Raw genomic sequence first — 23,222 nt, 5'->3', positions numbered from 1 at the left:
TTGACCTTTATTATTTTCAATAAAGAATAAAATTAGGGTCTGTTATCAGACCCTAATCTTTTTAAATTGTAAGTTGTTTGATCAATTTCCCTTAGCCTCTTTGGATGAAAGAGCAGAATGCAAGGTTTAGGTTCATGAGTGATGTGATTAAAGATTTAAGTGAGCTTCGTCTGACTTATCAAAAAGGTGAACTACATGAGGAACAGGTGGATACGCAACCACATGAGCAGTTCCTGAATTGGTTTAATTTGGCTTTAGAAGCAAAACTTCATGAACCCTATGCAATGTCTTTGGCAACAGCCAATGCACAAGGACGTCCGCATGTTCGTACTGTATTACTGCGTGGTGCGACCGAAGCAGGTTATGACTTTTATACCAATTATGACAGTCAAAAAGGTTTGGATTTAGCCGCTAATCCTTATGCTGAACTCTTATTTTATTGGCCGGAACTGGAACGACAAGTGCGTGTCAGTGGGCAAGTGACGAAAATTTCTTTAGAAGAATCGACAGACTATTATCACAAACGCCCACGTGATAGCCAAATCGCTGCACATATTAGTACTCCGCAAAGTGGTGTGATTGAAAGTCGTGAGTTATTACAACAACGCTTCCAAGAATTACATGACCGAGTTGCTGAAAAAGCTGAATTAGCGAAACCTGAGTTTTGGGGTGGCTATCGTCTAGAACCAGATTATTATGAATTTTGGCAAGGGCGTCCAAATCGTTTGCATGATCGTCTAACTTATGAAAAAACAGATGGTTTTTGGAAGTTACAGCGTTTAATGCCTTAAAAATATTCCTAAGCATTCATTTAAAATGTCAAAACTTCAAATTAAACAGCGCCCATTATTATCATGCCCTGAAACCTTTCAGGGTGTGTCATCCTTTATTGCAGAAATATTGGCGCGACGCGGTGTACAGTCTGAACAAGAACTCGATTTAAAGCTAAAATATCTACTTGCACCGAAAATGAAAGGCTTAGATCAAGCGATTCATATTATTGATCAAGCAATTGATCAGCAACAAAAAATCGTTATTGTCGGTGATTATGATGCTGATGGGGCAACCAGTACCGCTTTGATGATACTCGCATTGCGTGAAATGGATGCAAATGTTCAATATCTCGTTCCTGATCGTTTTAAATATGGTTATGGTTTAACGCCTAAAATTGCAGACTTAGCCTTTGAAACGTATCAGCCTGATTTATTGATCACGGTGGACAATGGTATTTCCAGTCATGCCGGTGTGGAACAGGCGCAGTTGTATGGCATGCAAGTCATTATTACAGATCACCATTTAACCACAAAAGAAACACCGAAAGCTGAAGCTGTAGTCAATCCCAATCAATTGGGTTGTGAGTTTCCAAGTAAAGCTTTGGCAGGGGTAGGCGTTGCATTTTACCTCTTGGCAAATCTAAGTAGTTATCGTGCCAAATTGGGTAAATCTACTGCGAAAATGCCGCAATATTTAGATTTGGTGGCTTTAGGCACGTATGCCGATGTTGCCAGTTTAGATTATAACAATCGTATCCTTGTGGATGCAGGGGTGAAACGGATTCAGCAGAATCAATGCCGTGCAGGCATCAGTGCTTTGCTCGATATTGCAGGACGTGATTCAGCTGAATTAAAAGCCTCTGATTTGGGTTTTGTCTTAGGTCCTCGAATCAATGCCGCAGGGCGTATGGATACGATGGACATCGGGATTGAATGTCTGTTGGCAGCCGATATGCAGACCGCACATGCGTTTGCACGTCAACTCAATGATTTGAATTTAGAACGCCGTCAGGTTGAAACCCAAATTAAACAGGAAGCATTGACTGAGCTGGAAAACTTACAGCTTGATCAAGAAAACCTACCTGCTGCTTTGGTCATGTTTGAACAGCATTGGCATCAAGGGGTGATTGGAATTGTCGCTGGGCGTTTAAAAGAACAGTTTCATCGTCCGAGTATCGTCTTTGCCGCTGATGATGATGGGATTCATATCAAAGGTTCAGCACGTTCAATTGATGGGATTCACATCCGTGACAGTATTGAAAAAGTTGCCGAACAACATCCGCATTTGATCAGTCATTTTGGTGGTCACGCAGCGGCGGCAGGTTTAACCATTCAAAAACAGCATTTTGAAGAATTTAAGGCTTTGTTCACTGAATTGATTGCACAGTCGGATGATGAATTGTTTCAAGCGACTTTATGGACAGATGGTGAATTACCGACTGAAGCTTTTCAGATTGAAACAGTAGATACACTTGAGGCATTGGGTCCTTGGGGGCAAAAATTCCCTGCACCTGTATTTGAAGGGCATTTTAAAGTTGCTGAACATCGTTGGCTAAAAGATGTGCATTTAAAATTGCGTTTAGCCTTGGATAATGGTCAGTTAATTGATGCAATTGCCTTTAATGCTTTGAATAAATTTAATTTTGATCCAACTCAAAGTACGGTGCATATTGTTTATGAATTGGATAAGAATCAATTTAATGGCAGAGTGAGTTTGCAACTTAAAATGTTGTATTTAGATTCATAATTTAAACAAGATGATGTTGAACAATAAGGACGTTAAGCGTCCTTTTTTATATCTTTATGAATTAAGATATATCGTAAGATTTAATTAAAAATTCATTATTTATCATTATATTAAAGTCGAATTGTAAAAAAATTATTGCTTAAAGATACATTAAGATATATCTTATTAATTGTTAATTAATCACATTGCTGTGGAGTTCTTATGAAATCAGACCAGTTTTCATCGCATGACTTTGAACGTCATGAACATGCAGAACGAGGACATGGCGGACGTCGTGGTCGATTATTCGAGTCAGGAAAAATGAAACTTTTAGTTCTTCATTTGATTGCACAGCAGCCGAAACATGGTTATGAAATTATTAAAGAGATTAGTGATTTAGTCGGTGGTGGTTATAGCCCAAGTGCGGGCACAATTTATCCAACATTAAGTTGGTTAGAAGATATGGGCTTTGTTCAAGCACACATGACGGAGGGTGATCGTAAGCAATATCACATTACTGAAGCAGGAAACACACATCTTCAATCACAAAATGATCAAGTTAAGCATTTATTAGAGCGCTTAGAAACACGTCGTGAAATTCATGGAAATGATCAACTTCTTGATATTCACCGAGCAATGGAAAATTTAAAAACAGCATTACGATTAAAGCTGAAAAATAATGATTTTGACTCTGAACAGGTGCGACAAATCGCTGAAAAAATAGATCAGGCTGCGGTGGAAATCGGGCGTTTATAACACAGTGTTGAGCACGATGTTTTAACGAACTGAGGTGAATATGAGCATTCAGATCCAACAGAAATTGCATCAGGTACATTTAAAAGTCACTCAAGCACGGGTTGCTGTTTTAAAAGTACTTTTAGACAGAAATGAACAGCTAACAGCAAAGCAAATCTATCAGCAACTTTATTTAACACAGCAAAAAGTGAGTCTTTCAACGATTTACCGTGTGGTGTGTGACTTAGAAAAATCAGGATTAATCATTCAAAAGCAGCAGGGTCGAAGTGATACCAAATATGCAGTTCCAGAATTGTCAGATATGGGTGCTTTGAATATTCAATGTTCTGCCTTAGCACAAGTGAATAAAGAATCGTTGATTGAATCTCTCGTACATGTATTTCAGTCATTCAATGTCGATGTGGTTGATATTGAATTTGGTCATACATCCCATTGAAATGAAAAGAGTATAAATATGAAGCAACATCAATACCATGTGACCGTTCAGCATCTCGCTGATGCTAAAGGCAATCCATCAACTTATGATGAAAACATTGAATTTAATGTTGGCAATCATGATGATATTTTTAAAATTGTAGAACGTTTAACTGCAGCTGAGTTTTTTGATGAGGAAACCACCAAAGCTTTTGCGATTGGTTTGAAATTGTTTTTAGAAGTAATGCTTATGCATAGAGATCATATTCTATTCAAAGACTTAGAGCCTGCCATTTTACAGTTTATGAAAAATATGAAGCAACAGGTAAAGCAAAGAGCTGAGTTGAATGCGAGATAAATCTGCAATGATGATCGGGCGAATCCCAAAACTTCCTGCCAAGTATGCAGGTGTCATTATGCCATTACTCCTTTCTGGGTTGATGAGTGGCACAATTTCCATGCTTAATTTATGGAAAAATATCGGTTGGTTTGATGGCTTTTTTAGTCAATGGTTGGGAATCTGGCTATTTTCATGGTTGGTTGCATTTCCCACCGTGATGATTTTCTTACCTTTAGTACGTCGTTTTACTGCTTTGGTGGTTGATTTATCACCTCCATCGAAATAATTTTATGATGCAATGAGTCATGTCGATGTAAGCTTAAGCGTACAAAGATTTAGGGATTTGTCGCATATACAGATCAACATCAATTTCTTATCATGGGGACATAGAGAGCAGGATGCTCCAGAAAAAATAATAAAAGACAGCAAAGGAAGTGCAGGTTCGACAGGAGTCAGACCAAAGCATCAAATACGTAAAAAAGCCTGACAGGATGTCAGGCTTTTTTATTGATCATTATGATGAAAATTTCTGTAATACCATGCTCATACAAATCTTCTGCGATAAAAACAATTGACTCGCCACATAGCCATTGATTTTCGGCATACCATCATACATTTCCTCAACATGGCGATGATAAAACACATGTCCTACAGGTTCAGGCAGTTGAGAAGAATCTGCTAAATTCATCGCAGGAACAAATGCAAATCGTGTAAATGGCGCAACCCACATCACACCGAACACAGGTTTTGCACAGGACTTACAAATGCCACGATTGACCGCAGGTGGTGCACGAAACTTCTTAAATTCAACCGATTCAGTGGTTTGCAATTTGACCGCATTTTCAGGGAAAATCACAACATCGGCAAAAGGCTTTTGATAAAGGTCTTGGCAAATACGACAGTGGCAAATAAATCGAATCAGTGGCGTACCATCGACACTAAAAGAGGATTGCCCACATGTACAACGCCCCTGTTGAATGATTAGTGTATTTTCCATATTTTTTATTCTCCTACTTTACATCTAAGTCCGCTTGATTCACCCAATTGGAATGAAAACCTAAAGGAATATGTGTCGGCAGTTCAATGATCGCCACAGGTTCTTGGGTAATATCTTTGGCATTCAAAATCACCACTTTACTGTTTTTGCAGTCGATTGAATGTACATAAGAGATTAACCAACCTTCATCTCCACCATGAGCATCAGAATTTGGAATAAAAATCACTTCACCTGTCACATAACCCTCACCATAAAAATGTTGTGTGGTTTCATTCGACTCTAAATCATGTTTCAACAAATAATTCGCTTGAATATCGGTTGGATTGCCCGGTATCCCTTCTTCGCCTAAAGTAATCGTATAAGCATAACGATAGGGTTTTCCTGCCAAACGCTCATCAAAACGAGGGAATTCCTGAGGTGTTGCAGAAATGACTGTACGCTTAATTTCACCTGTTGCATATTGCAAATGCCAACGTTCAAAACGTACCACCTGACCATCCGATGGACCTTGAATGGTGTTTTTAAAGGTTTCATCATGCACAGCAGCATCTAAAATCACATCGCCATTTTCTAGATCATAAGCATTACAACTATGGAAAATAAAACATGGATCGACTTTGAACCAACGAATGTCTTCGGCATTGCCATTTTTAGGTAATAAACCAATTCTTGCTTGATGTTTTTCATTCCACTGATAAGGGAAATCAGCACCACGCATGATATTGGAAATTGAGAATGTAATCGGCAAATCAAAAATTACCATTTTACTTGCGGTCATATTACAGTCATGCATCATTGGACCATGCTGTACAGGAATGCTGACACGGTTTTTCAGTTTTCCATCTTGATCAATCACGTGATAATGAATTTGATTCATCACCAAAGAATCGTAGCAAATCGCATGTAATTCACCTGTTTCATGGTCTTTGTGTGGATGTGCTGAAAATGCAAATTTTTCATCATCATTAAATAAACGATAACGCACACTGTTCAGCTCGGCATCCATTTCAACAGGAAGCGGTCCTGCTTCTACAATGGTCCAGATTTTTCCTGCGTGACCAATAATATTGGTATTGGTAATGTCTGCCACACCACGAGGATTGCCTTCGATGCGAGGACGTTTTAATTTGTCATGAACCTGATGTGTGCCGACATAGCGACTTTTACACCATAAGGCTTGTCCATCTTTGAGGCGTAGTCCATGCACCATACCATCGCCAATAAACCAGTTATAAAGTGTAGGATTTTTCACTTCTAATGGGTTCGGTCCCATGCGTAAAAAGAGACCATCAAGCTGCTTTGGAATCGTACCAATGACGTTGAAATCGTGATGAAATGATTCAGCGACAGGTGCAAAAGGACCTTTGAGAAAGGGGTTATCATCCACATAGGGGATGCGCTTTTTTGCAAGTTCGGCAAAGAAATTCAGTGTTCCCATAGCCAAGCGATTATTGGCTAAGTTATTCATGAAACTTGACATAATTCTGCATCCTTTTTGAGTTTTTATTGCTTGTTTCGTATAATTTGTGCAATGTGTACAGTAGTCACATTTAATTTATAATATTAATGTTTACGGTGTCAACATTGAATAAAAAAATCCACGATTCGGTCACGACTTATCATCATGGCAATCTGCGTGAAACTTTATTGACGCAGGGCTTGATTTTATTGGAGTCTTCGCAGGGCACTGAGTTCAGTATGCGTGAACTGACCCGAATTATTGGCGTTTCGGCAAATTCCGTTTATCGGCATTTTGCCAATAAAGAAGAATTATTAATTGCCATGGCGATTCATGGTTTTGAACAATTATTAACGCTTCAAGGTCAGGCGATTCAAAACTCGGAGGACAGTAGGCAAGGTTTTATTTTGTCAGGTAAACAATATATTGCTTTTGCCATGCAGTATCCTGCACTGTTTCGTTTAATGTACGGACGTTTTACTGTGAGCCAAGCCGATGAAAACTTAAAAGCGATGGCAAATTTGGCTTATACAGGAATGTTATATGCGATTGCCAATGCTTTAAATGTGTCTGTAGATGACGCCAAAGCCAAAGTGCTTGCGGTTAAATCATGGAGTGTGGTGCATGGTTTAAGTCATTTACTGGTCGATGGGCAGTTTGATGATTTGTCTGAGATTGATCGTGAAAATATGATTGATCAGGTTTTGGAGACTTTAAAAACTGAGTGATGCTCTTGATTTAATGGTTTTAGAAATGGCTTTATTCTGGCACTGACAGAATGTTATCTGATGATTTACAACAAAAAGCAAAATTATCATTGTCCTATAGATGGTATTCAGCGTATTAAGATAGTGATGGTTCGACGCAAATTGATTCTTTATGATCAATTCAAGTAATTAAAGTACAAAAGATGTTGAATAGACATCCTAGACTGATGAACAACTTTAGGATAATAAAATGACCAATACCAATTTTACCGAACTTTCCCATTCAGATGATTGCGAAAAATATGTGAATCAATTTATTCAAGATTTTCCTATTCGCGCTGCGGAAATAGGCAAAGGCACAGTCATTAAACGTGCTTTACCGAGTCGCCAAAAGCGTATGATCGGCGCATGGTGTTTTCTTGATCACGCAGGTCCAGTGGACTTTTCACAAGGTGATGGCTTAGATGTAGGACCGCATCCGCATATCGGTTTGCAAACATTTACGTGGATGATAGAAGGCACATTGATGCATACCGATAGCATCGGTTCTAAGCAACTCATTCGCCCGAAACAGGTCAATTTAATGACCGCAGGTTATGGTATTTCACATACTGAGGTTGCGCCAAATACTGAAACCAAAATGCATGCTGCGCAATTATGGATTGCTTTACCTGACGACAAAATCAATATGGCACCGCAGTTTGATCATTACCCAGAATTGCCGATTGTAGAAAAAGACAATATTGAATTTACCGTATTAGTCGGTGATTTTTTGGGTAAACATTCACCTGTCAAAGTCCATACTGAATTACTTGGGATCGATTTTTTTGCCAAAGAATCGACCAAATCTGTGATTCCGCTGAACCCTAAATATGAATATGGCTTCCTTGCATTGGAAGGTGATGCGGTAGTCAATGGTCATACTTTGAATAGCGATAACATGGTGGTGTTAGAGCCAGGTGTTTCTCAAATTGAGGTAGAGTTACCGCAAGGCTCACGTTTATTGTTGATTGGTGGTGAGCCGTTTGAGTCCCCAATTTTGCTATGGTGGAATTTGGTGGGACGTACTCAGGAAGAATTGAAAATTGCGACTGAGCAATGGATCAATCACGATGCACGTTTTGGCACGATTCCTGATTATGAGGGTGCACGTTTAGAAGCTCCAGCATTCCCTGAAAAAATGCGTCCATCGAAGTAAGTCATTTACATCGCTCATTTAAATAATGAATTCAGATAAGGAAAATAATATGGCTGTTATTGCACAAGCTCAAGTAAAAAGCTTGCCTGAACCGTGGTCTGGAGAGGTAAGCAGTGGTAAGCATCATTTGATTACCGATAAACCTGAATCTTTTGGTGGGCAGGACAAGGGTTTAGCGCCGTATGATTTTATTTGTTCAGGCTTGATTTCTTGTACCATGATTACCTTGCGTATGTATGCGCAACACAAAGGTTTTGATTTGGGTGAGTTTCAAGTTAAAGCAGATTTTAATGCCAATAAAGAAGGGCAGGAATGGATTGAACGTCGTTTGTCATTTGCTCAACCTTTAACTGAAGAATTACATCAGAAGGTTTTAGATATTTGTCAGAAAACACCTGTGACCAAAACTTTGTTGCGTAGTGTGGAAATTAATACGTCAATTATTTGATTTTCTATTTCAATGAAAAGGCATTTTGTAAAAACAAGATGCCTTTTTTTATCATAATCGCTTATAGTCAATGCAAAATAATAGAGGCAATAACAATGATTACGTTACATCATTTGGAACAGTCACGTTCTCTGAGAATTTTGTGGGCGTTGGAAGAGTTAGGTGTCGAATATCAAGTCAAATATTATAAACGCTTACCGACTTTTGCTGCGCCACCTGAACTCAAACAGATTCATCCTTTAGGTAAAGCGCCCGTATTAACGGATGGTGATTTGGTTATTGCTGAATCTGCGGTGATTTTGGATTATTTACAAAGCACTTATGACACTGAAAATAAATTCAAACCTCACGAACCCAAAGATCTGATGCAATACAATTATTGGATGCACTATGCAGAAGGTTCTTTGATGCCTTTATTGGTATTTAACTTGGTATTGAGCAATGTACCCAAGCATGTGCCTTTTATTATTAAACCTGTTGCAAAGAAGATTACTGAAGGCGTAAAAGCAGGTTTTATTAATCCTCGGTTGGCAGATCACATTCCTTTCTTAGAAAGTCATTTAACCAAACATGATTATTTTGCAGGGGATTTTTCTTTTGCAGATATTCAAATGAGTTTTCCGATCGTTGCTTTGCAAGAGCGTGTGGCAGGGAAATATCCCTTATTAAAAGAATATGCTGACCGTATTCAACAGCGCCCCGCATTTCAAAATGCTAAAGCAAAAAGTGGTTTTTAGTACCCAATGAATTTGATCTTTTTACCTGGTGCATCTGGAAATACTGAATTTTGGCGCCCTGTTGCAGAAAAACTCGTTGTGACTGGAGAAAAGACAGTAATCGCTTATCCCAGTTTTGGTGGTTATCCCGATCATGTCGATGTACACAGTTTCGAAGATTTGCAGCGTTATGTTCTAGATCAAATTCAACAACCCTCAGTCATCATTGCGCAATCAATGGGTGGAATTTTTGCGGTGCAAGCGGCATTGCAAAAGCCAGAATTGATTGAAGCTGTAGTCTTGGTCGCGACATCAGGTGGTATCGACTTAAGCCCATTTGATGTGGCGGATTGGAGAGAGGATTATCAACTAAACTTCTCTGTGCCTGATTGGTTCGTTCGTCCGCACATCTTTTTAGATGAACAGCTTTATAAAATTGACTGTCCTGTGTTATTGATTTGGGGAAATAATGATCCGATCAGTCCAGTGGCAGTGGGGCAATATTTACATGGTAAGATTGTGATTTCAGAACTGCATGTGATTGAAAATGGGCAACATGATTTGGCGAATGTTCATGCAGATCAAGTATCAACGTTGATTCAAAAATTTTTGGATAGATTGGCTGAATAATTTTAGATTTATTCATTGTTCTGTGATTTGAGCAAGAGATTCTTTAAGAGTGCGTTCACCACAAAGACAGTTGTGACTCATCTTGCTGTTCTGCGAGTTGGTATAAACCGACGCCGATCAAACGGAATTGAAAATGACTGGGAATTTGCATTTCATTTAACAAAATTTGAATGACTTGCACCATTTCTTGTTGAGATTTCAAAGCCATTTTAAAGCTTTTACTGTGTTGTAACACTTGAAAGTTCTTCAATTTCAGTTTGACCGTGACACCACGTGCAGACATTTGTTTTTTATCTAAACTGAGCCAGACTCGTTCAATTAGCGTGTCCCAACAGCCTGAGCATTGTTCGAGGGTCAGATCATCATCAAAGGTGGTTTCCTTGGAAATTTGTTGACGTTGTCGTTCAGCTTGAACAGGTCGTTCATCAACCCCTTGTGCATATAGAAACAATTGTTTGCCATATTTTCCAAAATGGTGAATCAGTACATTTTCATCAATCTGCTGTAAATCCCCCAATGTTTGTAGATTTAAACTGGTTAATTTTTCTTGGGTGACTTTGCCCACGCCAGGGATTTTTTTTAATGGTAAATCATGAATAAAATGCTGAACCTGACTGGGTTTAATGATGCAGATACCATTCGGTTTATTCCAATCTGAGGCAACTTTGGCGAGAAACTTATTTGGGGCAACCCCTGCGGATGCAGTTAAGCCTGTCACTTTGAAAATATCTGCACGAATACATTCAGCCACTTCTGTCGCACTGGGAATATTTTTTAAATTTTCAGTGACGTCTAAGTAAGCTTCATCTAAAGAAAGTGGTTCAATCAGCGGTGTGTATTGTTGAAAAATCTCATGAATCTGCTGTGATACCTCACGGTATTTATCAAAATTAGGTTCAATCACCACCACTTGCGGGCAAAGTTTCTTGGCTTGTCCCATCGACATAGCAGAACGGAGTCCAAACTGCCGTGCAGGATAGGATGCAGCAGCAATCACTGCCCGAGGGTGATGTGAGGAAATCACCACAGGTAAATGTTGCAACTCAGGACGTTCACGCAGTTCTACTGAGGCATAGAACGCGTCCATATCAATATGAATGATTTTTCGCATAGGTACTTAAGTCAAAGCGACAAGATCAATTTTATCTTAACTGAATTGGGCTGAGGACTCATCTGTAAATTTATTGCGATGAATGTATTACGTCAAATGATGACGGAGTATATGACTTTATGGAGTATATTTTTGTGGCTGACACCATGTTGAAAAATCTACATGATTTAAAGGTTTACAAGTTTGTTGCTTGGACATTACATAGTAAGTTTGAGCCTGTTGTTCTGAAAAATAGTAATCGTTTTTATGATCTTCTGCATAACGCCAATACGCTCCACTGCCTGAATCGATCTGTGTCGGTTGAAAGGTGAAAAGATTGGATTGTTTGGAAAGATCATTCTGTGAATCCGTCAGAAGCAGCCAACAATTACTGAAAAAATGGATGAATATTCAAATGAGTAAAACACTGATGATGAGTGAAAATTTAATGATTCTATACATGGTGATGCTTCCGCCATTGTAAAAAATATCGAAGTAAGAGAATGAGTAGGGCAATGAATGCAATGATCACAGTAAAAAAACCACCAAACAAATTTTGGTTATATCCTTTGTAAATAAACACATAAAACATGCGTTGTTCGTGATATCCGACTTGAGGAATAGCAAAAAAATAATCCAAAATAAGCGCAAAAATCCCATTCATCACCAAGATGGACAGTATTCGATTCCATATATTTTTGATAAAAAAGCTAAGGTTGATGGATAAAGATAAAATAAGCAGTGTAAAAATAACGGAATAAAAATTGATCCAATAATCAAATTGTTCATGCGTGACATCTTGAAGAAAGTCCATAATTTTTCTCTTGTTATCGGATGTTTTTAGTGTAAATAATTCCGCTGCAAAAACTGTTTCCATTGTTTTTCATCACCATGAAACACATTCAAATCGACATTTTTATTGATACCTGAAATTTTGCCTTGATTGGTGCGTTGCCAAAATGTCCACGGACGTCCATCTTTTAAATCAGGTTGTTCTTTATATTCACGAATCCAAATCGGGGTATCCTTAAATTCACCGATTAACACCATGTTATAAAACACTTTTGAAGTATAGAAAATTGGTTGTTTGGCATAATGCGTTTGCAATTGGTCATGCATAGATTTGATCTGTTTGAGCAACTGTTCTTTGGTGAATGTATTGATGCAATTGCTATCATATTCCAAGTCGATGACAGGGGGCAGTGCATTGGTTTTGATCGGAACGGTTTTGATAAAATTCTGTGCTTGAATATCGCCATCACGGCATAAACGAAAGAAGTGATACGCACCAACGCGCATGCCACGTTCACGTGCTTCTAACCAATAGTCTTGAAATTTATCATCTTGATAGTCACCACCTTCTGTGGCTTTGAGATAAACAAATTGATATTGCTTTGGAGAGATTTTTTTCCAATCAATATCACCCTGATGGTGTGACACATCGAAGCCTTTAATTGGATAAGGTTCAGCAGAAGCAATATTAACATACAACATTGCCAAACCAATTACACTACACAGTCCCGTGATGATTAACGTGAAACGAGTACGGATGAGTTTGGCGGTTTTGGCTGAATGTTTCACAAGATAATCCTGTACGCATGTTATGCGATTTCTAAGTTAAGATTCGCATTACAGTATTGATCATGTATCGATTGTACGCGTTTTGCCTTGGGATGCGTCAATTGACTACCCAATTGTTCTATAAACTTACATGAAGCATATTTCTGAGCAAGTGACTGATATTTTGTGATCCAAATTTCTCGGTCGAGTAAACGATCTTCTTGAACAGGCCAAACACCTGAACGCAATGCTTCGACACCGATTCTCCAAGGTTTAGGGCTGATTCTTGCGCGGAAACAATTTTGGTTCTTACACATGCGTACATAATTCGGATCAGCTTGTAATGCGTTGAAAAGCTGTTGAGCTTCCTCACCTCTTGGATCAAATATCTGATGCATCACTAAAACACGAAAGCCTTTTGGTGTCCGATAGACACGTAAATGCCATGTTGGATGGCTTTGAGAGAAACTACGAATGAGTGCTAAGCCCTGTTGCTCAGGGTTGGCAATAAATCGATGTTGAATCTCTAATAACTTTTCAGCAGTTTGTCGACTGATCATGATCGAAAACAGTATACCTATACCAAGTACAATCCATGATTTGAATAATAATGCGCTCACAGCGCAGAGCAAAAAGAGTGTAAATAAGCCTGAAAAATACAATTGTCGACTTGGTACATCATTAAAATCAATATCTGCAAAGAGTACATCAGGTGTATTTAGACAAAGCGCACCATAAGAATTACGCGTGATAATTACATCATTTTGTTGGTCTATGATTTCTTCACGTATGGGAAGTCCTTCACTGCTATTGTAAGGAATTTTATGATCAAATTTTCGGACATCTTGGCGAGACTTAAGCTTCTCAACGGCTTCAGTTTTGCGAGCTTCAGCATGTATTTGAGCATCCTCCATACTCAGATCTGACCATCCAAAGCGTTTAATGGTTATTTGTTTTTCTTCATGCTGAATTGTTATTTTTGCTTCAGCCCAATATTTGGGAATGATCATGTTGTGTTTCCTTATTCTTTATTTAGTCACTTTATTTAGTTTATTTTATCTAAGTTATTTTGAAGCCTTTAATCCTTAAAATTCTTGGGAATTTGTAGGAAAATAATCATGGTCACGATATTCATTAAACCTAAACAAATTAGCGTGTAATGGAATGCTTGGGTAATATGTGCTTGATTGAAGTAATTTGTGAAAGCGTTCAGTAAAGTCCCTGCAACTGCAATCCCGATACTCATCGACAACATCATAATCATCGACAAGAAACTATTGCCACTACTGGCATCTTGTTGCGGTAAATCTTTGAGTGTAAATGTATTCATGGCGACGAATTGAAGTGAGTTAATTACCCCAAAGACAAAGAAATGCAATGTTCTGAGCCATGTCGGTGTGTCCGCTGTGTGTAAAGCAAAACTGGCAATACACAACCCGATCAATAAGGTATTTACAATTAAAATTGAACGATAGCCTGTGCGTTGCAAAATTGGTCGAATAATCGGTTTAGAAACCAATGAACCGATCACGATTGGTGTCAACATCACACCTGTCATAAAGGGCTCCATATTAAACGCAACTTGTAGCATCAGCGGTAAAAGAAAAGGGACAGCATTACTACCAAAGCGCGCGAAAAAGTTGCCTAAAACACCAATTGAATAGATTTTATTTTTAAATAAGCGACTACGAAATAAGGCATTTTGATGCGTATGCGCATGATAAGCATAGATTAAAGCGGCAATGAACCCTGAGATCAGTAAACCTATACTCAGTGATTTTGAAACTTCAGTACTGGCAATATTTTCAATCCCTAAAGCCATCCCAATCATCGCAATGGCTAAAAGCACAAAACCACTTAAATCAAATGATTTTACTGAGGCTTCAGTGACATTTGGCATGGCTTTAAATGTGACTAACATCCCAAGTAGCCCGATCGGAACATTAATTAAAAAAATCCAATGCCATGAGGCATATTCAACCAACCATCCACCAAGAATAGGACCTGCCAATGGACCGAGTAAGCCCGCAAGGCTCATGGTACTCATTGCCGATAAAAACTGTTCACGGGGAATAATTCTCAGCATGGCCAAACGCCCAACAGGCAAGAGAAATGCACCACCAATCCCTTGTAGAACACGAAATATGATTAAAGTATTAAAACTGTTAGATAATGCACAACCGATAGATGCTGTAGTGAAAATGACGATGGCAGCAAAAAAAGTATTACGGACACCAAAACGATCTGAAAACCATCCACTTAAAGGAATACAGGCAGCCACAGCCAAAACATAGCTAATCACCACACCATGCATTTTGAGCGGGTCTTCTTGCAAGCTCGTTGCCATTGCAGGTAATGCTGTATTGATAATGGTGGTGTCTAAACCTTGCATAAAAAAGCCGATCGACACCAAAAAAACCAATAAATAAAATTCAGGCTGTAACTTTAAATGCGTGGGTGCGACAGTCATATGAGCAAGAGTTTGGGGTGAGTGGTGATATTTTAAAACAAAAGCCTGATGCTTTGTGTTGTGCTTTGATCACTGTAATGGTCAATTTTTTGCAATAAAACTGACATATGAGTGTCATGAAGTTTACACCTAAGCTTAATAAATTAGTCAAAATTTAAGCAAATATTAGGTAAAACATGAAATTCAAAATTTCTGCATTGTGTGTTGCAATGCTTACACTGGGGTTGGTTGGATGTAATGATGATAACAATGACACAGCGGTAATCACACCACCAGTGGTTGAAGAGGCTACACCTGAAAGTATCAGTCTAAGTCGCATTGGTCGTTATGAAACAGGCATATTTGCGGAAAGTGCAGCAGAAATTCCAGCTTTTGATGCATCGACAAAACGCATTTTTGTAGTCAATGCCAAAAAAGGTTTGGTCGATGTCTTGGATGCTACGAAACCTGAAGCGCCCGTACATATCGGTGAACTCTCAGCACGCGATCAACTTACTGATTCTGAAGTAAATTCTGTTGCTGTGAAAAACGGTATTGTTGCTTTAGCGGTTCAAGCGAAAACCAAAACAGATAAAGGTATCGTGGCATTTTTTAGTGCCAAAGATTTGAAATTTATCAGCAAAGTAGACGTTGGTGCATTGCCTGACATGCTCACGTTCAGCCCAGATGCAAAGACGGTTTTGGTTGCGAACGAGGCTGAACCCAATAATGACTATAGTGTCGATCCAGAAGGTTCAATCAGCATTATCAATGTATCAGACATCACCAAACCAACCGCAGTTGTTGCAGACTTTAAAGCGTGGAATGATAAAAAGGCTGAGTTGATTCAATCAGGTGTGCGAATTTTTGGACCAAATGCGACAGTTGCTCAAGATTTAGAGCCTGAATACATTACTATTAGTGATGATGGTAAGACTGCATGGGTAAGCTTACAAGAAAATAATGCGATTGCTAAAATTGATATTGGCGCAAAAAAAGTGACTGATATTTTTGCATTAGGCTATAAAGATCATGGTCTTGAAAATAATGCCTTAGATGTGAGTGACAAAGATAAAAAAATCAATATCCAAGCATGGCAAGGTGTGCAGGGCATGTATCAGCCTGATGCAATTTCACATTATCAAGCCAATGGTTCAACGTATTTAGTCACAGCCAATGAAGGTGATTCACGTGAATGGTTGGCAGATGAAACTGCTTATTTTGCAGGAAATAGCAGTAAAGGTTATGTCGAAGCCATTCGTATGAAGCACTTGTTTAACGTCAAAGGTTTTAATAGTAAGGGTGATTATCCTGCACATTTACAACAAATTGCTATTGGTGCAAAAGGTGCGAAACTGGATCCAACTGTATTTGCATATTGTGGTGCGACAGCAACCGATCCAGCATTATGCCGTGATGATGCGCAACTTGGACGTTTAAATATTGCATGGAATATGGGGTATGCAACCAATGCAGATGGTTCTCCTAAACTGGATGCCAATGGTTTACTGACATATAACAAGCTTTATGCCTATGGTGCGCGATCATTTAGCATTTGGGATGCGCAAGGAAAATTGGTCTGGGACTCTGGCAGTGAGCTAGAACGTAAAGTTGCTGAATTATTCCCAAATTATTTTAACAGCGACCATGAAGCACCAGCTTTGGATGATCGTAGTGATAATAAAGGACCTGAGCCTGAGGGAATCACGATTGGTAAAATTGGCAAAAAGACTTTTGTATTTATTGGTTTAGAACGTCAAAGTGGCATTATGGTTTATGATATTAGCAACCCTCAAAAACCGACGTTTATGCAATATTTTAATGACCGTACTTTTAAGCAAGATCAGGTCTATACCGATGCCAAAGGGCAACCGATTTTGGATAAAGATGGGAAGCAGCGCTTGATCGAAAAGAGTGATTTGGGCCCAGAAGGCTTAACTTTTGTTGCTGCCAAAGATTCGCCAAATGCGAAACCCTTGCTGATTGTTGGAAATGAAGTTAGTGGTACAACAGCAGTCTATCAAGTGAATATTAGATAAGTGGTTGAAGCAAAAAGATCTGTTTAAAGAATGATTTTTATTCATTTATCAAATATTTAACAGGAGTCCAATGTGACTCCTGTTTTTAATTTTACAGGATATGAATAATTAAACATGTTTAAAATATGAAAAGTGGAATAATATCGCACACTTTATCAAATGAAAGACGGCTTTTTTATGTGTCTAAATAGAGGTTTAGCATCATGAGCATTGATGTTTTAATGATCATTGGCTTCTGTCTAGCTGCTTATTCCATTGTGGGGAATGATGTTCCGCAAACCTTAGGAACGTTTATTTCTTCCAATGCACATCGCCCTTGGTGGATGCTTTGGCTGTACACCAGTACCATTTTAACAGTTGTCTTAATGTACGGTTGGTGGGTATCAGGCGTGGGTGACGCATCCTATGGTCGTCTAGAAACGATTCCATTTCCCAAAGAAGGAATGACATGGTTGTATGTTATTCCGCCACTGATTCTGCTGTTTTTGACACGCTATGGTATTCCTGTCAGTACCACGTTCTTAGTGCTCACGATTTTCTCTCCGAGTAGCTTGAGCGCAATGCTGACCAAGTCAATGATGGGTTACGCGGTTGCATTTATCGCAGCGATCATTATTTATCGTTTTGTGGTCAAAAAAGTCACGATTTATTTTAGTGAAACACGGCATCAGCCGACACCGAAAGCATGGATTGCCATCCAATGGGTAGCGACAGGTTTTTTATGGAGTCAGTGGCTGATTCAAGATCTTGCTAATATCTTTGTTTATGTTCCTCGCGCCGTGCCTTTATGGTTTATGCTTTTTGCGATCAGCGTATTTGTGATTTTATTGGGTGTGGTGTTTTATCAGCGTGGTGGGGCGATTCAAAATATTATTGACACTAAAACTGGGGTGCAAGATGTCCGTTCAGCCACAATTATTGACTTCATGTACGCGACGATTTTATTGGTATTTAAAGAGCTTAGTAATATTCCGATGAGTACCACTTGGGTGTTCTTAGGCTTATTGGCAGGGCGTGAATTTGCCATGGCGATGCATTTGAATGAAGTGAATAAATATCGAACCTCTCGTAATGTTAGTAAAGATGCGATGAAATTGATGTTCGGTTTAGCCGTCAGTATTCTGCTTGCAACAGCTTTACCTTGGTTATATCAACTGATTTCGGATTAATTATTTTCATGAAATATCATCAAAAAGGGTTTGGTGATATTTTATTTTGACAACGTTAACGTTAACGTCATTATTTAAGAATTAAAAAGTTAAATTTATATGCTAATTTTAGCTTCATCCACATAATGCAAAAATGATAAAGGTGAGCGGAGTATGATTGGCAATATACTAATCGGATTCATAGCAGTGCTACACATTTACTTCTTGGTTCTAGAGATGTTTCTGTGGGACAAACCGATGGGAATGAAAGCTTTTGGTAATAGTTTGGAAAAAGCCAAACTGACCAAAGTATTGGCACAAAACCAAGGTTTATATAATGGTTTTCTAGCAGCAGGTTTAATTTGGTCTTTGTGTGCATCTGCACCGTTTGCTATTCAATTGGCGAATTTCTTTTTAGGCTGTGTATTGGTCGCTGGGATTTATGGTGCTGTGACAGCGAGTAAAAAGATTTTATATATTCAGGCATTACCTGCTTTGGTTGCCTTATTGGTTGTGAATTTATTGTAATTCTTACATTTCACTCATCCTCTCAATCTTCTGTTTGATAAGAAGATTGAGAGGATTTAGATTATTGATCTAAGCCTAACCATTGTCTTTGATTATACGCACCATCCCAGAATAACCATTCCAGTTCAGCACCTTTGGTATAAGCCTTGTGCATTTTCTCAATCGTGTCTGCATCACAACGTTCCGCGATACGATCAATCGTCGCTAAAACATTTTTCACCGCTTCATTAAATTCTTCACCTGAGTAGGTATCGACCCATGCTTGGTAAGGGTTATTGGCAACGGATTTGCTGACAATATCTTTGCCCACTTCAGCATAAATCCAAAAACATGGAAGCAATGAAGCCAGTACCACAGGGTAACTTTCAGACCATGCTGTTGCAGTTAAAAATGACGTGTAATGATGGCATGCCAAAGTTAAAGGCGTATTTTCAAAATCATCTTTACTGATGCCAAAATCTTTCATGAAACCATCATGTAGACTACGTTCAACCACAATGGCTTCTTTAGCACCTTGGGTGAATTGAATAATATCATCCGCTTCAAAGGCTTTTGCGCCACAGACGGCTAAAGCACGTCCATACGCCACCAAATAATGTGCATCTTGAATCACGTAGTGACAAAAAGCTTCTTTGCTTAATGAACCACTGGCAAGTTCCTGATTAAATGGTAGGGCGAGGGTTTTTTGGTATAAGGCAAGATTACGTTGCCAAACGTCTTGAGAAAAAGACATAGAAGAGATCCAATCACAATAAAATTCTGTCGTGAAGAGAATATAGCAATAGATCGTTGCACAAGATATGAAAAGAAATTTGGATAAAAATGATAATTCAAAAAATCATACGAAGTGTTTTGGAAAAGTGTGAAAAAGTCGTCATAATGAGCGCATTAAAAACTCAATTTTTATTTCAGTTTGATCGATTTAAAAAACTATTTTCCGTAGGTTAATTCTCATGATGAAACATTTTGGTTTCTCAATCATATTTTCAATCATATGCTTAGGGCTTGCCGCATATTGGGGCTTTGCACATCATCCTGAAGCGGGTGTCCAAGCGATGATTACAGCGCTTACCATTACAGCGATTCTCGCAGTCATGGAAGTGTCTTTATCTTTTGACAATGCTGTTGTGAACGCATCTGTACTACGTAACTGGGATCATTTTTGGAAAATGATCTTTTTAACAGTGGGTATTCTTATCGCTGTTTTTGGTATGCGTTTGGTTTTCCCTGTCGTGATCGTGGCTGTAACAGCAGACATGGGCATGATGGACGTTGTGCGTATGGCATTGAATAATCCAATTGAATATTCAGCTAAGTTAATGGCACACCATGCTGAAATCGCCGCTTTCGGTGGTTCATTCTTACTATTGGTATTCTTAAACTTCTTCTTGGATGAAGGTAAAGATACGCACTGGTTTAGATGGTTGGAAAAGCGTTTGGCAAATCTTGCAAACGTTCCTGCAATGTCAGTATTCCTTGCTTTGATTGGATTGTTGATCATGGCTGCAAATATTGCAGAAGAAAGCCGTTTGGTTGTCGTGATGGCTGGAATTTGGGGTATCGTGGTCTATGTAGGTGTACAAGTACTGAGTCACATGTTGGGTGGTGAGCCTGAGGTGGATGAAAATGGTAATGCGGTCGGGCATGATGCCAATGGTGCACCGACAGGTATTATTAAAGCGGGTATTGGTGGTTTTATTTACCTCGAAGTGCTCGATGCATCATTCAGTTTTGATGGGGTAATTGGTGCTTTTGCGATTACTTCCGATGTTGTGATCATCATGCTGGGTTTAGCGATTGGTGCGATGTTTGTTCGTTCGATGACGATTTATCTTGTCGATAAAGGTACATTGGATGCTTATATCTATCTAGAACATGGTGCGCATTATGCGATTGGTGCTTTGGCATTTATCATGCTTGCAAGTGGTACTGGTCTGCACGTACCAGAAGTTGTGACAGGTTTAATCGGTGTAGCATTTATTGTTTGGGCAGTGATTGCTTCGATTCAATATAACAAACGCATTGAACAGAAAGGCTAGGATTAGCACGATTATTTTTCAGAAATAGGATTCATCCATTTTTAAGAAAAATGATTACAATAGAGAGCACTTTGAAAGTGCTCTTTTTTATGCTCAATGTTTTCACAAAGTTGCCACAATATGCGATGATGTGGCTAAAGATTAGCTCGCCAGTTTTGATAAGCCAGTAGATATGATGAATCCTTTAGAACGCCGCTCGACCTTTGCTTTAAGTAGTATTTTTGCTTTACGCATGTTGGGGTTGTTCATGATTATTCCTGTCTTTGCTGTAGCAGGGCAGTCGTATCAATATGCCACTCCTGCTTTAATCGGTTTGGCTGTCGGTGTTTATGGTCTAAGCCAAGCCATTTTGCAAATTCCGTTTAGTCTTTGGGCAGACCGTTTTAGCCGAAAACCGCTGATCGTCTTTGGCTTATTGCTATTCGCCTTAGGTGGTGCAATCGCGGCAATGTCGGAAACCATTTATGGTGTCATCATTGGTCGTGCAATCGCAGGGGCAGGGGCTGTATCCGCAGTTGTGATGGCATTGCTTGCCGATGTCACCCGTGAAGAAAACCGAACCAAAGCCATGGCAGTCATGGGCATGAGTATTGGTTTATCTTTTACTGTTGCTTTTAGCTTAGGACCTTGGCTCACCAGTTTAGTGGGTATCTCAGGATTATTCTGGGTAACGACCATCATGGGCTTATTGGCGATTGTAAGCTTATTCCTCGTGCCGAAAACCACACGTCACCATAAGAATTTTAATCAAGGCTATCTCAACCAACTCAAGCAAGTCTTGAAAATGGGGGATCTCAATCGTCTACATGTATCGGTATTTTCACTGCATTTATTGCTGACGGCGATGTTTGTCTATGTCCCATCGCAATTGATTAATTTTGCAGGCATTCCATTATCAAAACACGGCATTGTGTATTTGCCTTTATTAGTGATCAGTCTGTTTTTTGCATTCCCAAGTATTATTCTTGCTGAAAAATATCGCAAAATGCGTAGTATTTTCCTGACTGCGATTGCAGGAATCATTGTTGGCTTAATTATTTTGATTTTTGGTTATGAGTCTAAATATATCTTATTGTTAGGATTGGGTTTATTTTTCATTGCCTTTAACGTGATGGAAGCATTACTGCCTTCTTGGTTATCTAAAACTGCACCAATTCAATCCAAAGCAACAGCCATGGGTGTCAATGCAAGTGCTCAATTTTTAGGGGCTTTTTTCGGTGGCACACTCGGTGGGCAATTAATTTTGCTGAATAATACAACAATGGGTTGGAGTGTTTTATCAGCAATTGCTATAATTTGGCTGCTCATTAGTTTTGGGCTGGCTCAACCACGATATTTAACATCAATCGTGTTGCGATTACCTGAGAATAAACAAACCGATGATTGGACTTCTCAGTTATTAGCAATTCGTGGTATTGAAGAGGTCGTGGTCATGTCTGAACAGCAAGTGGCTTATATAAAGGTTGATAAACAGCAAATAGATGATGCTGGGCGACAACATTTAACGCACTTGTTCGGGAAAGAGGTAGCCATTTAAACATAACTCTTATAAAGTAAAACATAGAATCGAATAGGAAGATAACGTCTAATGCGTGGTGTAAATAAAGTTATTTTAGTTGGTACTTTAGGTCGTGATCCTGAAACTAAAACTTTCCCTAATGGGGGCTCTCTCACTCAATTTTCAATTGCAACAAGTGAATCTTGGACAGATAAAAATACGGGCGAAAGAAAAGAACAAACAGAATGGCACCGTATTGTGTTACACAACCGTTTAGGTGAAATTGCACAGCAATATCTACGTAAAGGCTCGAAAGTGTATATCGAAGGTTCTTTACGTACTCGCCAATGGACTGACCAAAATGGTCAAGAACGTTACACCACAGAAATTCGTGGTGAACAAATGCAAATGTTAGACTCGAACCGTCAGCAAGGTGGCGAGGGTGGTGAAAACGGTGGTTATAACCAACCGCGTTTCAACAACAATAATCAAGGCAACCAAGGCAGTTATGGCAATCAGGGTGGAAACCAAGGTGGCTATGGAAATAACAACCAAGGTGGTTATGGCAATGCTGGAAACAATGTCAATCAAGGTTTCCAATCGCCTAAACCAGCGCCTGCTCCAGCGGCAGCACCAGCAGATTTAGATGATGACCTTCCGTTCTGACACCTACTAGAGACCATGTTTTGTAAAGTTTATAAAATTAT

At 39.0% G+C, this 23,222-nt stretch carries 26 protein-coding genes; 18 read left to right on the top strand and 8 right to left on the bottom strand.

What is annotated here, in order from left to right; genetic code table 11:
• Nucleotides 1–134: 134 nt before the first annotated feature.
• From pdxH to EXE10_RS06710, 6 genes are all read left to right on the top strand, one after another.
• Entirely contained in the window at nt 135–791 is a 657-nt protein-coding gene (pdxH, locus tag EXE10_RS06735) for a pyridoxamine 5'-phosphate oxidase (RefSeq protein WP_087552598.1), read from the top strand.
• A gap of 25 nt (nt 792–816) precedes the next feature.
• A complete protein-coding gene (gene recJ / locus EXE10_RS06730; protein ID WP_130112825.1) occupies nt 817–2,520 on the top strand; it encodes a single-stranded-DNA-specific exonuclease RecJ in 1,704 nt (567 codons plus the stop codon).
• Between the two features lie 201 nt (nt 2,521–2,721).
• Nucleotides 2,722–3,255 (top strand): PadR family transcriptional regulator, encoded by a 534-nt coding sequence (locus tag EXE10_RS06725; RefSeq protein WP_130112824.1) that lies wholly within the window; start codon nt 2,722–2,724, stop codon nt 3,253–3,255.
• Between the two features lie 40 nt (nt 3,256–3,295).
• Nucleotides 3,296–3,691 carry a transcriptional repressor gene (locus EXE10_RS06720; protein ID WP_068972992.1) on the top strand — a complete coding sequence of 132 codons (396 nt, stop codon included), beginning with the start codon at nt 3,296–3,298 and terminating at the stop codon, nt 3,689–3,691.
• 18 nt (nt 3,692–3,709) lie between these two features.
• Nucleotides 3,710–4,027 carry a DUF3861 domain-containing protein gene (locus EXE10_RS06715; protein ID WP_130112823.1) on the top strand — a complete coding sequence of 106 codons (318 nt, stop codon included), beginning with the start codon at nt 3,710–3,712 and terminating at the stop codon, nt 4,025–4,027.
• Nucleotides 4,017–4,295, top strand: a complete 279-nt coding sequence (locus tag EXE10_RS06710; RefSeq protein WP_087552593.1) for a DUF2798 domain-containing protein — start codon at nt 4,017–4,019, stop codon at nt 4,293–4,295. Before EXE10_RS06715 ends, EXE10_RS06710 begins: the two co-directional genes overlap by 11 nt.
• A gap of 228 nt (nt 4,296–4,523) precedes the next feature.
• Here EXE10_RS06710 and EXE10_RS06705 read toward each other — a convergent pair whose 3' ends face one another.
• Together EXE10_RS06705 and EXE10_RS06700 are read right to left on the bottom strand one after the other, a co-directional pair.
• The gene (locus EXE10_RS06705; protein ID WP_130112822.1) at nt 4,524–5,006 is read right to left on the bottom strand and encodes a GFA family protein; all 483 of its coding nucleotides are present in this window, start codon (nt 5,004–5,006) and stop codon (nt 4,524–4,526) included.
• 13 nt (nt 5,007–5,019) lie between these two features.
• On the bottom strand, nt 5,020–6,486 hold the full coding sequence (locus EXE10_RS06700) for a carotenoid oxygenase family protein (RefSeq protein WP_130112821.1): 1,467 nt from the start codon (nt 6,484–6,486) through the stop codon (nt 5,020–5,022).
• A gap of 95 nt (nt 6,487–6,581) precedes the next feature.
• Here EXE10_RS06700 and EXE10_RS06695 point away from each other — a divergent pair, with 95 nt between their 5' ends.
• The 5 genes from EXE10_RS06695 (at nt 6,582) to EXE10_RS06675 (ending at nt 10,164) form a co-directional block, all read left to right on the top strand.
• A complete protein-coding gene (locus EXE10_RS06695) occupies nt 6,582–7,193 on the top strand; it encodes a TetR/AcrR family transcriptional regulator (RefSeq protein WP_228256793.1) in 612 nt (203 codons plus the stop codon).
• 229 nt (nt 7,194–7,422) lie between these two features.
• Complete coding sequence (locus tag EXE10_RS06690; protein ID WP_130112819.1) at nt 7,423–8,370, top strand: pirin family protein; 948 nt, start codon at nt 7,423–7,425, stop codon at nt 8,368–8,370.
• A gap of 49 nt (nt 8,371–8,419) precedes the next feature.
• Nucleotides 8,420–8,818, top strand: a complete 399-nt coding sequence (locus tag EXE10_RS06685) for an OsmC family protein (RefSeq protein ID WP_068972985.1) — start codon at nt 8,420–8,422, stop codon at nt 8,816–8,818.
• A gap of 95 nt (nt 8,819–8,913) precedes the next feature.
• Complete coding sequence (locus EXE10_RS06680; protein ID WP_130112818.1) at nt 8,914–9,555, top strand: glutathione S-transferase family protein; 642 nt, start codon at nt 8,914–8,916, stop codon at nt 9,553–9,555.
• 6 nt (nt 9,556–9,561) lie between these two features.
• The gene (locus EXE10_RS06675) at nt 9,562–10,164 is read left to right on the top strand and encodes an alpha/beta fold hydrolase (protein ID WP_130112817.1); all 603 of its coding nucleotides are present in this window, start codon (nt 9,562–9,564) and stop codon (nt 10,162–10,164) included.
• A 55-nt stretch (nt 10,165–10,219) separates the two neighbouring features.
• Here EXE10_RS06675 and dinB read toward each other — a convergent pair whose 3' ends face one another.
• Nucleotides 10,220–11,275: a DNA polymerase IV gene (gene dinB / locus EXE10_RS06670; protein WP_130112816.1), complete on the bottom strand. Its 1,056-nt coding sequence runs from the start codon at nt 11,273–11,275 to the stop codon at nt 10,220–10,222.
• 119 nt (nt 11,276–11,394) lie between these two features.
• Here dinB and EXE10_RS06665 point away from each other — a divergent pair, with 119 nt between their 5' ends.
• The gene (locus tag EXE10_RS06665; protein WP_130112815.1) at nt 11,395–11,586 is read left to right on the top strand and encodes a hypothetical protein; all 192 of its coding nucleotides are present in this window, start codon (nt 11,395–11,397) and stop codon (nt 11,584–11,586) included.
• Nucleotides 11,587–11,708: 122 nt separating this feature from the next.
• Here the strand turns inward: EXE10_RS06665 and EXE10_RS06660 are convergent, their stop codons facing one another.
• From EXE10_RS06660 to mdtD, 4 genes are all read right to left on the bottom strand, one after another.
• Entirely contained in the window at nt 11,709–12,131 is a 423-nt protein-coding gene (locus EXE10_RS06660) for a hypothetical protein (RefSeq protein WP_130112814.1), read from the bottom strand.
• The gene (locus EXE10_RS06655; protein ID WP_416346097.1) at nt 12,095–12,784 is read right to left on the bottom strand and encodes a GH25 family lysozyme; all 690 of its coding nucleotides are present in this window, start codon (nt 12,782–12,784) and stop codon (nt 12,095–12,097) included. Before EXE10_RS06655 ends, EXE10_RS06660 begins: the two co-directional genes overlap by 37 nt.
• A 71-nt stretch (nt 12,785–12,855) precedes the next feature.
• Nucleotides 12,856–13,824 carry a hypothetical protein gene (locus EXE10_RS06650; RefSeq protein ID WP_130112813.1) on the bottom strand — a complete coding sequence of 323 codons (969 nt, stop codon included), beginning with the start codon at nt 13,822–13,824 and terminating at the stop codon, nt 12,856–12,858.
• A gap of 68 nt (nt 13,825–13,892) precedes the next feature.
• On the bottom strand, nt 13,893–15,284 hold the full coding sequence (mdtD, locus tag EXE10_RS06645; RefSeq protein WP_130112812.1) for a multidrug transporter subunit MdtD: 1,392 nt from the start codon (nt 15,282–15,284) through the stop codon (nt 13,893–13,895).
• Between the two features lie 176 nt (nt 15,285–15,460).
• Here mdtD and EXE10_RS06640 point away from each other — a divergent pair, with 176 nt between their 5' ends.
• From EXE10_RS06640 to EXE10_RS06630, 3 genes are all read left to right on the top strand, one after another.
• Nucleotides 15,461–17,302: a choice-of-anchor I family protein gene (locus tag EXE10_RS06640; protein ID WP_130112811.1), complete on the top strand. Its 1,842-nt coding sequence runs from the start codon at nt 15,461–15,463 to the stop codon at nt 17,300–17,302.
• 203 nt (nt 17,303–17,505) lie between these two features.
• The gene (locus EXE10_RS06635) at nt 17,506–18,471 is read left to right on the top strand and encodes a hypothetical protein (protein WP_130112810.1); all 966 of its coding nucleotides are present in this window, start codon (nt 17,506–17,508) and stop codon (nt 18,469–18,471) included.
• Nucleotides 18,472–18,624: 153 nt separating this feature from the next.
• On the top strand, nt 18,625–18,978 hold the full coding sequence (locus EXE10_RS06630) for a DUF1304 domain-containing protein (RefSeq protein WP_068972974.1): 354 nt from the start codon (nt 18,625–18,627) through the stop codon (nt 18,976–18,978).
• Between the two features lie 61 nt (nt 18,979–19,039).
• On the opposite strand, the gene tenA is transcribed toward EXE10_RS06630, so the two are convergent.
• The gene (gene tenA, locus EXE10_RS06625) at nt 19,040–19,711 is read right to left on the bottom strand and encodes a thiaminase II (RefSeq protein ID WP_087554238.1); all 672 of its coding nucleotides are present in this window, start codon (nt 19,709–19,711) and stop codon (nt 19,040–19,042) included.
• Between the two features lie 220 nt (nt 19,712–19,931).
• On the opposite strand from tenA, the gene EXE10_RS06620 reads away from it, so the two are divergent.
• From EXE10_RS06620 to ssb, 3 genes are all read left to right on the top strand, one after another.
• Nucleotides 19,932–21,017, top strand: a complete 1,086-nt coding sequence (locus EXE10_RS06620) for a DUF475 domain-containing protein (protein ID WP_130112809.1) — start codon at nt 19,932–19,934, stop codon at nt 21,015–21,017.
• A gap of 172 nt (nt 21,018–21,189) precedes the next feature.
• A complete protein-coding gene (locus EXE10_RS06615) occupies nt 21,190–22,554 on the top strand; it encodes an MFS transporter (protein ID WP_130112808.1) in 1,365 nt (454 codons plus the stop codon).
• A 51-nt stretch (nt 22,555–22,605) separates the two neighbouring features.
• Nucleotides 22,606–23,181: a single-stranded DNA-binding protein gene (gene ssb / locus EXE10_RS06610; protein ID WP_130112807.1), complete on the top strand. Its 576-nt coding sequence runs from the start codon at nt 22,606–22,608 to the stop codon at nt 23,179–23,181.
• Nucleotides 23,182–23,222: the final 41 nt, after the last annotated feature.

This window comes from Acinetobacter sp. WCHAc060033 (assembly GCF_004209125.1).
In the GTDB taxonomy this organism is placed as follows: domain Bacteria; phylum Pseudomonadota; class Gammaproteobacteria; order Pseudomonadales; family Moraxellaceae; genus Acinetobacter; species Acinetobacter wuhouensis.
Note: the sequence above shows the minus strand (reverse complement) of the source record. Positions and strands in the feature narration are given on the sequence as shown.

Coding starts and splice junctions, on each gene's coding strand:
- tenA (WP_087554238.1), bottom strand. CDS start 19,711: ATGTCTTTTTCTCAAGACGTTTGGCAACGTAATCTTGCCTTATACCAA.
- EXE10_RS06675 (WP_130112817.1), top strand. CDS start 9,562: ATGAATTTGATCTTTTTACCTGGTGCATCTGGAAATACTGAATTTTGG.
- EXE10_RS06650 (WP_130112813.1), bottom strand. CDS start 13,824: ATGATCATTCCCAAATATTGGGCTGAAGCAAAAATAACAATTCAGCAT.
- EXE10_RS06715 (WP_130112823.1), top strand. CDS start 3,710: ATGAAGCAACATCAATACCATGTGACCGTTCAGCATCTCGCTGATGCT.
- EXE10_RS06685 (WP_068972985.1), top strand. CDS start 8,420: ATGGCTGTTATTGCACAAGCTCAAGTAAAAAGCTTGCCTGAACCGTGG.
- EXE10_RS06720 (WP_068972992.1), top strand. CDS start 3,296: ATGAGCATTCAGATCCAACAGAAATTGCATCAGGTACATTTAAAAGTC.
- mdtD (WP_130112812.1), bottom strand. CDS start 15,284: ATGACTGTCGCACCCACGCATTTAAAGTTACAGCCTGAATTTTATTTA.
- EXE10_RS06710 (WP_087552593.1), top strand. CDS start 4,017: ATGCGAGATAAATCTGCAATGATGATCGGGCGAATCCCAAAACTTCCT.
- EXE10_RS06665 (WP_130112815.1), top strand. CDS start 11,395: ATGGAGTATATTTTTGTGGCTGACACCATGTTGAAAAATCTACATGAT.
- pdxH (WP_087552598.1), top strand. CDS start 135: ATGAGTGATGTGATTAAAGATTTAAGTGAGCTTCGTCTGACTTATCAA.
- EXE10_RS06630 (WP_068972974.1), top strand. CDS start 18,625: ATGATTGGCAATATACTAATCGGATTCATAGCAGTGCTACACATTTAC.
- EXE10_RS06635 (WP_130112810.1), top strand. CDS start 17,506: ATGAGCATTGATGTTTTAATGATCATTGGCTTCTGTCTAGCTGCTTAT.
- EXE10_RS06620 (WP_130112809.1), top strand. CDS start 19,932: ATGATGAAACATTTTGGTTTCTCAATCATATTTTCAATCATATGCTTA.
- EXE10_RS06705 (WP_130112822.1), bottom strand. CDS start 5,006: ATGGAAAATACACTAATCATTCAACAGGGGCGTTGTACATGTGGGCAA.
- EXE10_RS06700 (WP_130112821.1), bottom strand. CDS start 6,486: ATGTCAAGTTTCATGAATAACTTAGCCAATAATCGCTTGGCTATGGGA.
- EXE10_RS06680 (WP_130112818.1), top strand. CDS start 8,914: ATGATTACGTTACATCATTTGGAACAGTCACGTTCTCTGAGAATTTTG.
- EXE10_RS06690 (WP_130112819.1), top strand. CDS start 7,423: ATGACCAATACCAATTTTACCGAACTTTCCCATTCAGATGATTGCGAA.
- EXE10_RS06725 (WP_130112824.1), top strand. CDS start 2,722: ATGAAATCAGACCAGTTTTCATCGCATGACTTTGAACGTCATGAACAT.
- EXE10_RS06615 (WP_130112808.1), top strand. CDS start 21,190: ATGATGAATCCTTTAGAACGCCGCTCGACCTTTGCTTTAAGTAGTATT.
- EXE10_RS06660 (WP_130112814.1), bottom strand. CDS start 12,131: ATGGAAACAGTTTTTGCAGCGGAATTATTTACACTAAAAACATCCGAT.
- ssb (WP_130112807.1), top strand. CDS start 22,606: ATGCGTGGTGTAAATAAAGTTATTTTAGTTGGTACTTTAGGTCGTGAT.
- recJ (WP_130112825.1), top strand. CDS start 817: ATGTCAAAACTTCAAATTAAACAGCGCCCATTATTATCATGCCCTGAA.
- dinB (WP_130112816.1), bottom strand. CDS start 11,275: ATGCGAAAAATCATTCATATTGATATGGACGCGTTCTATGCCTCAGTA.
- EXE10_RS06640 (WP_130112811.1), top strand. CDS start 15,461: ATGAAATTCAAAATTTCTGCATTGTGTGTTGCAATGCTTACACTGGGG.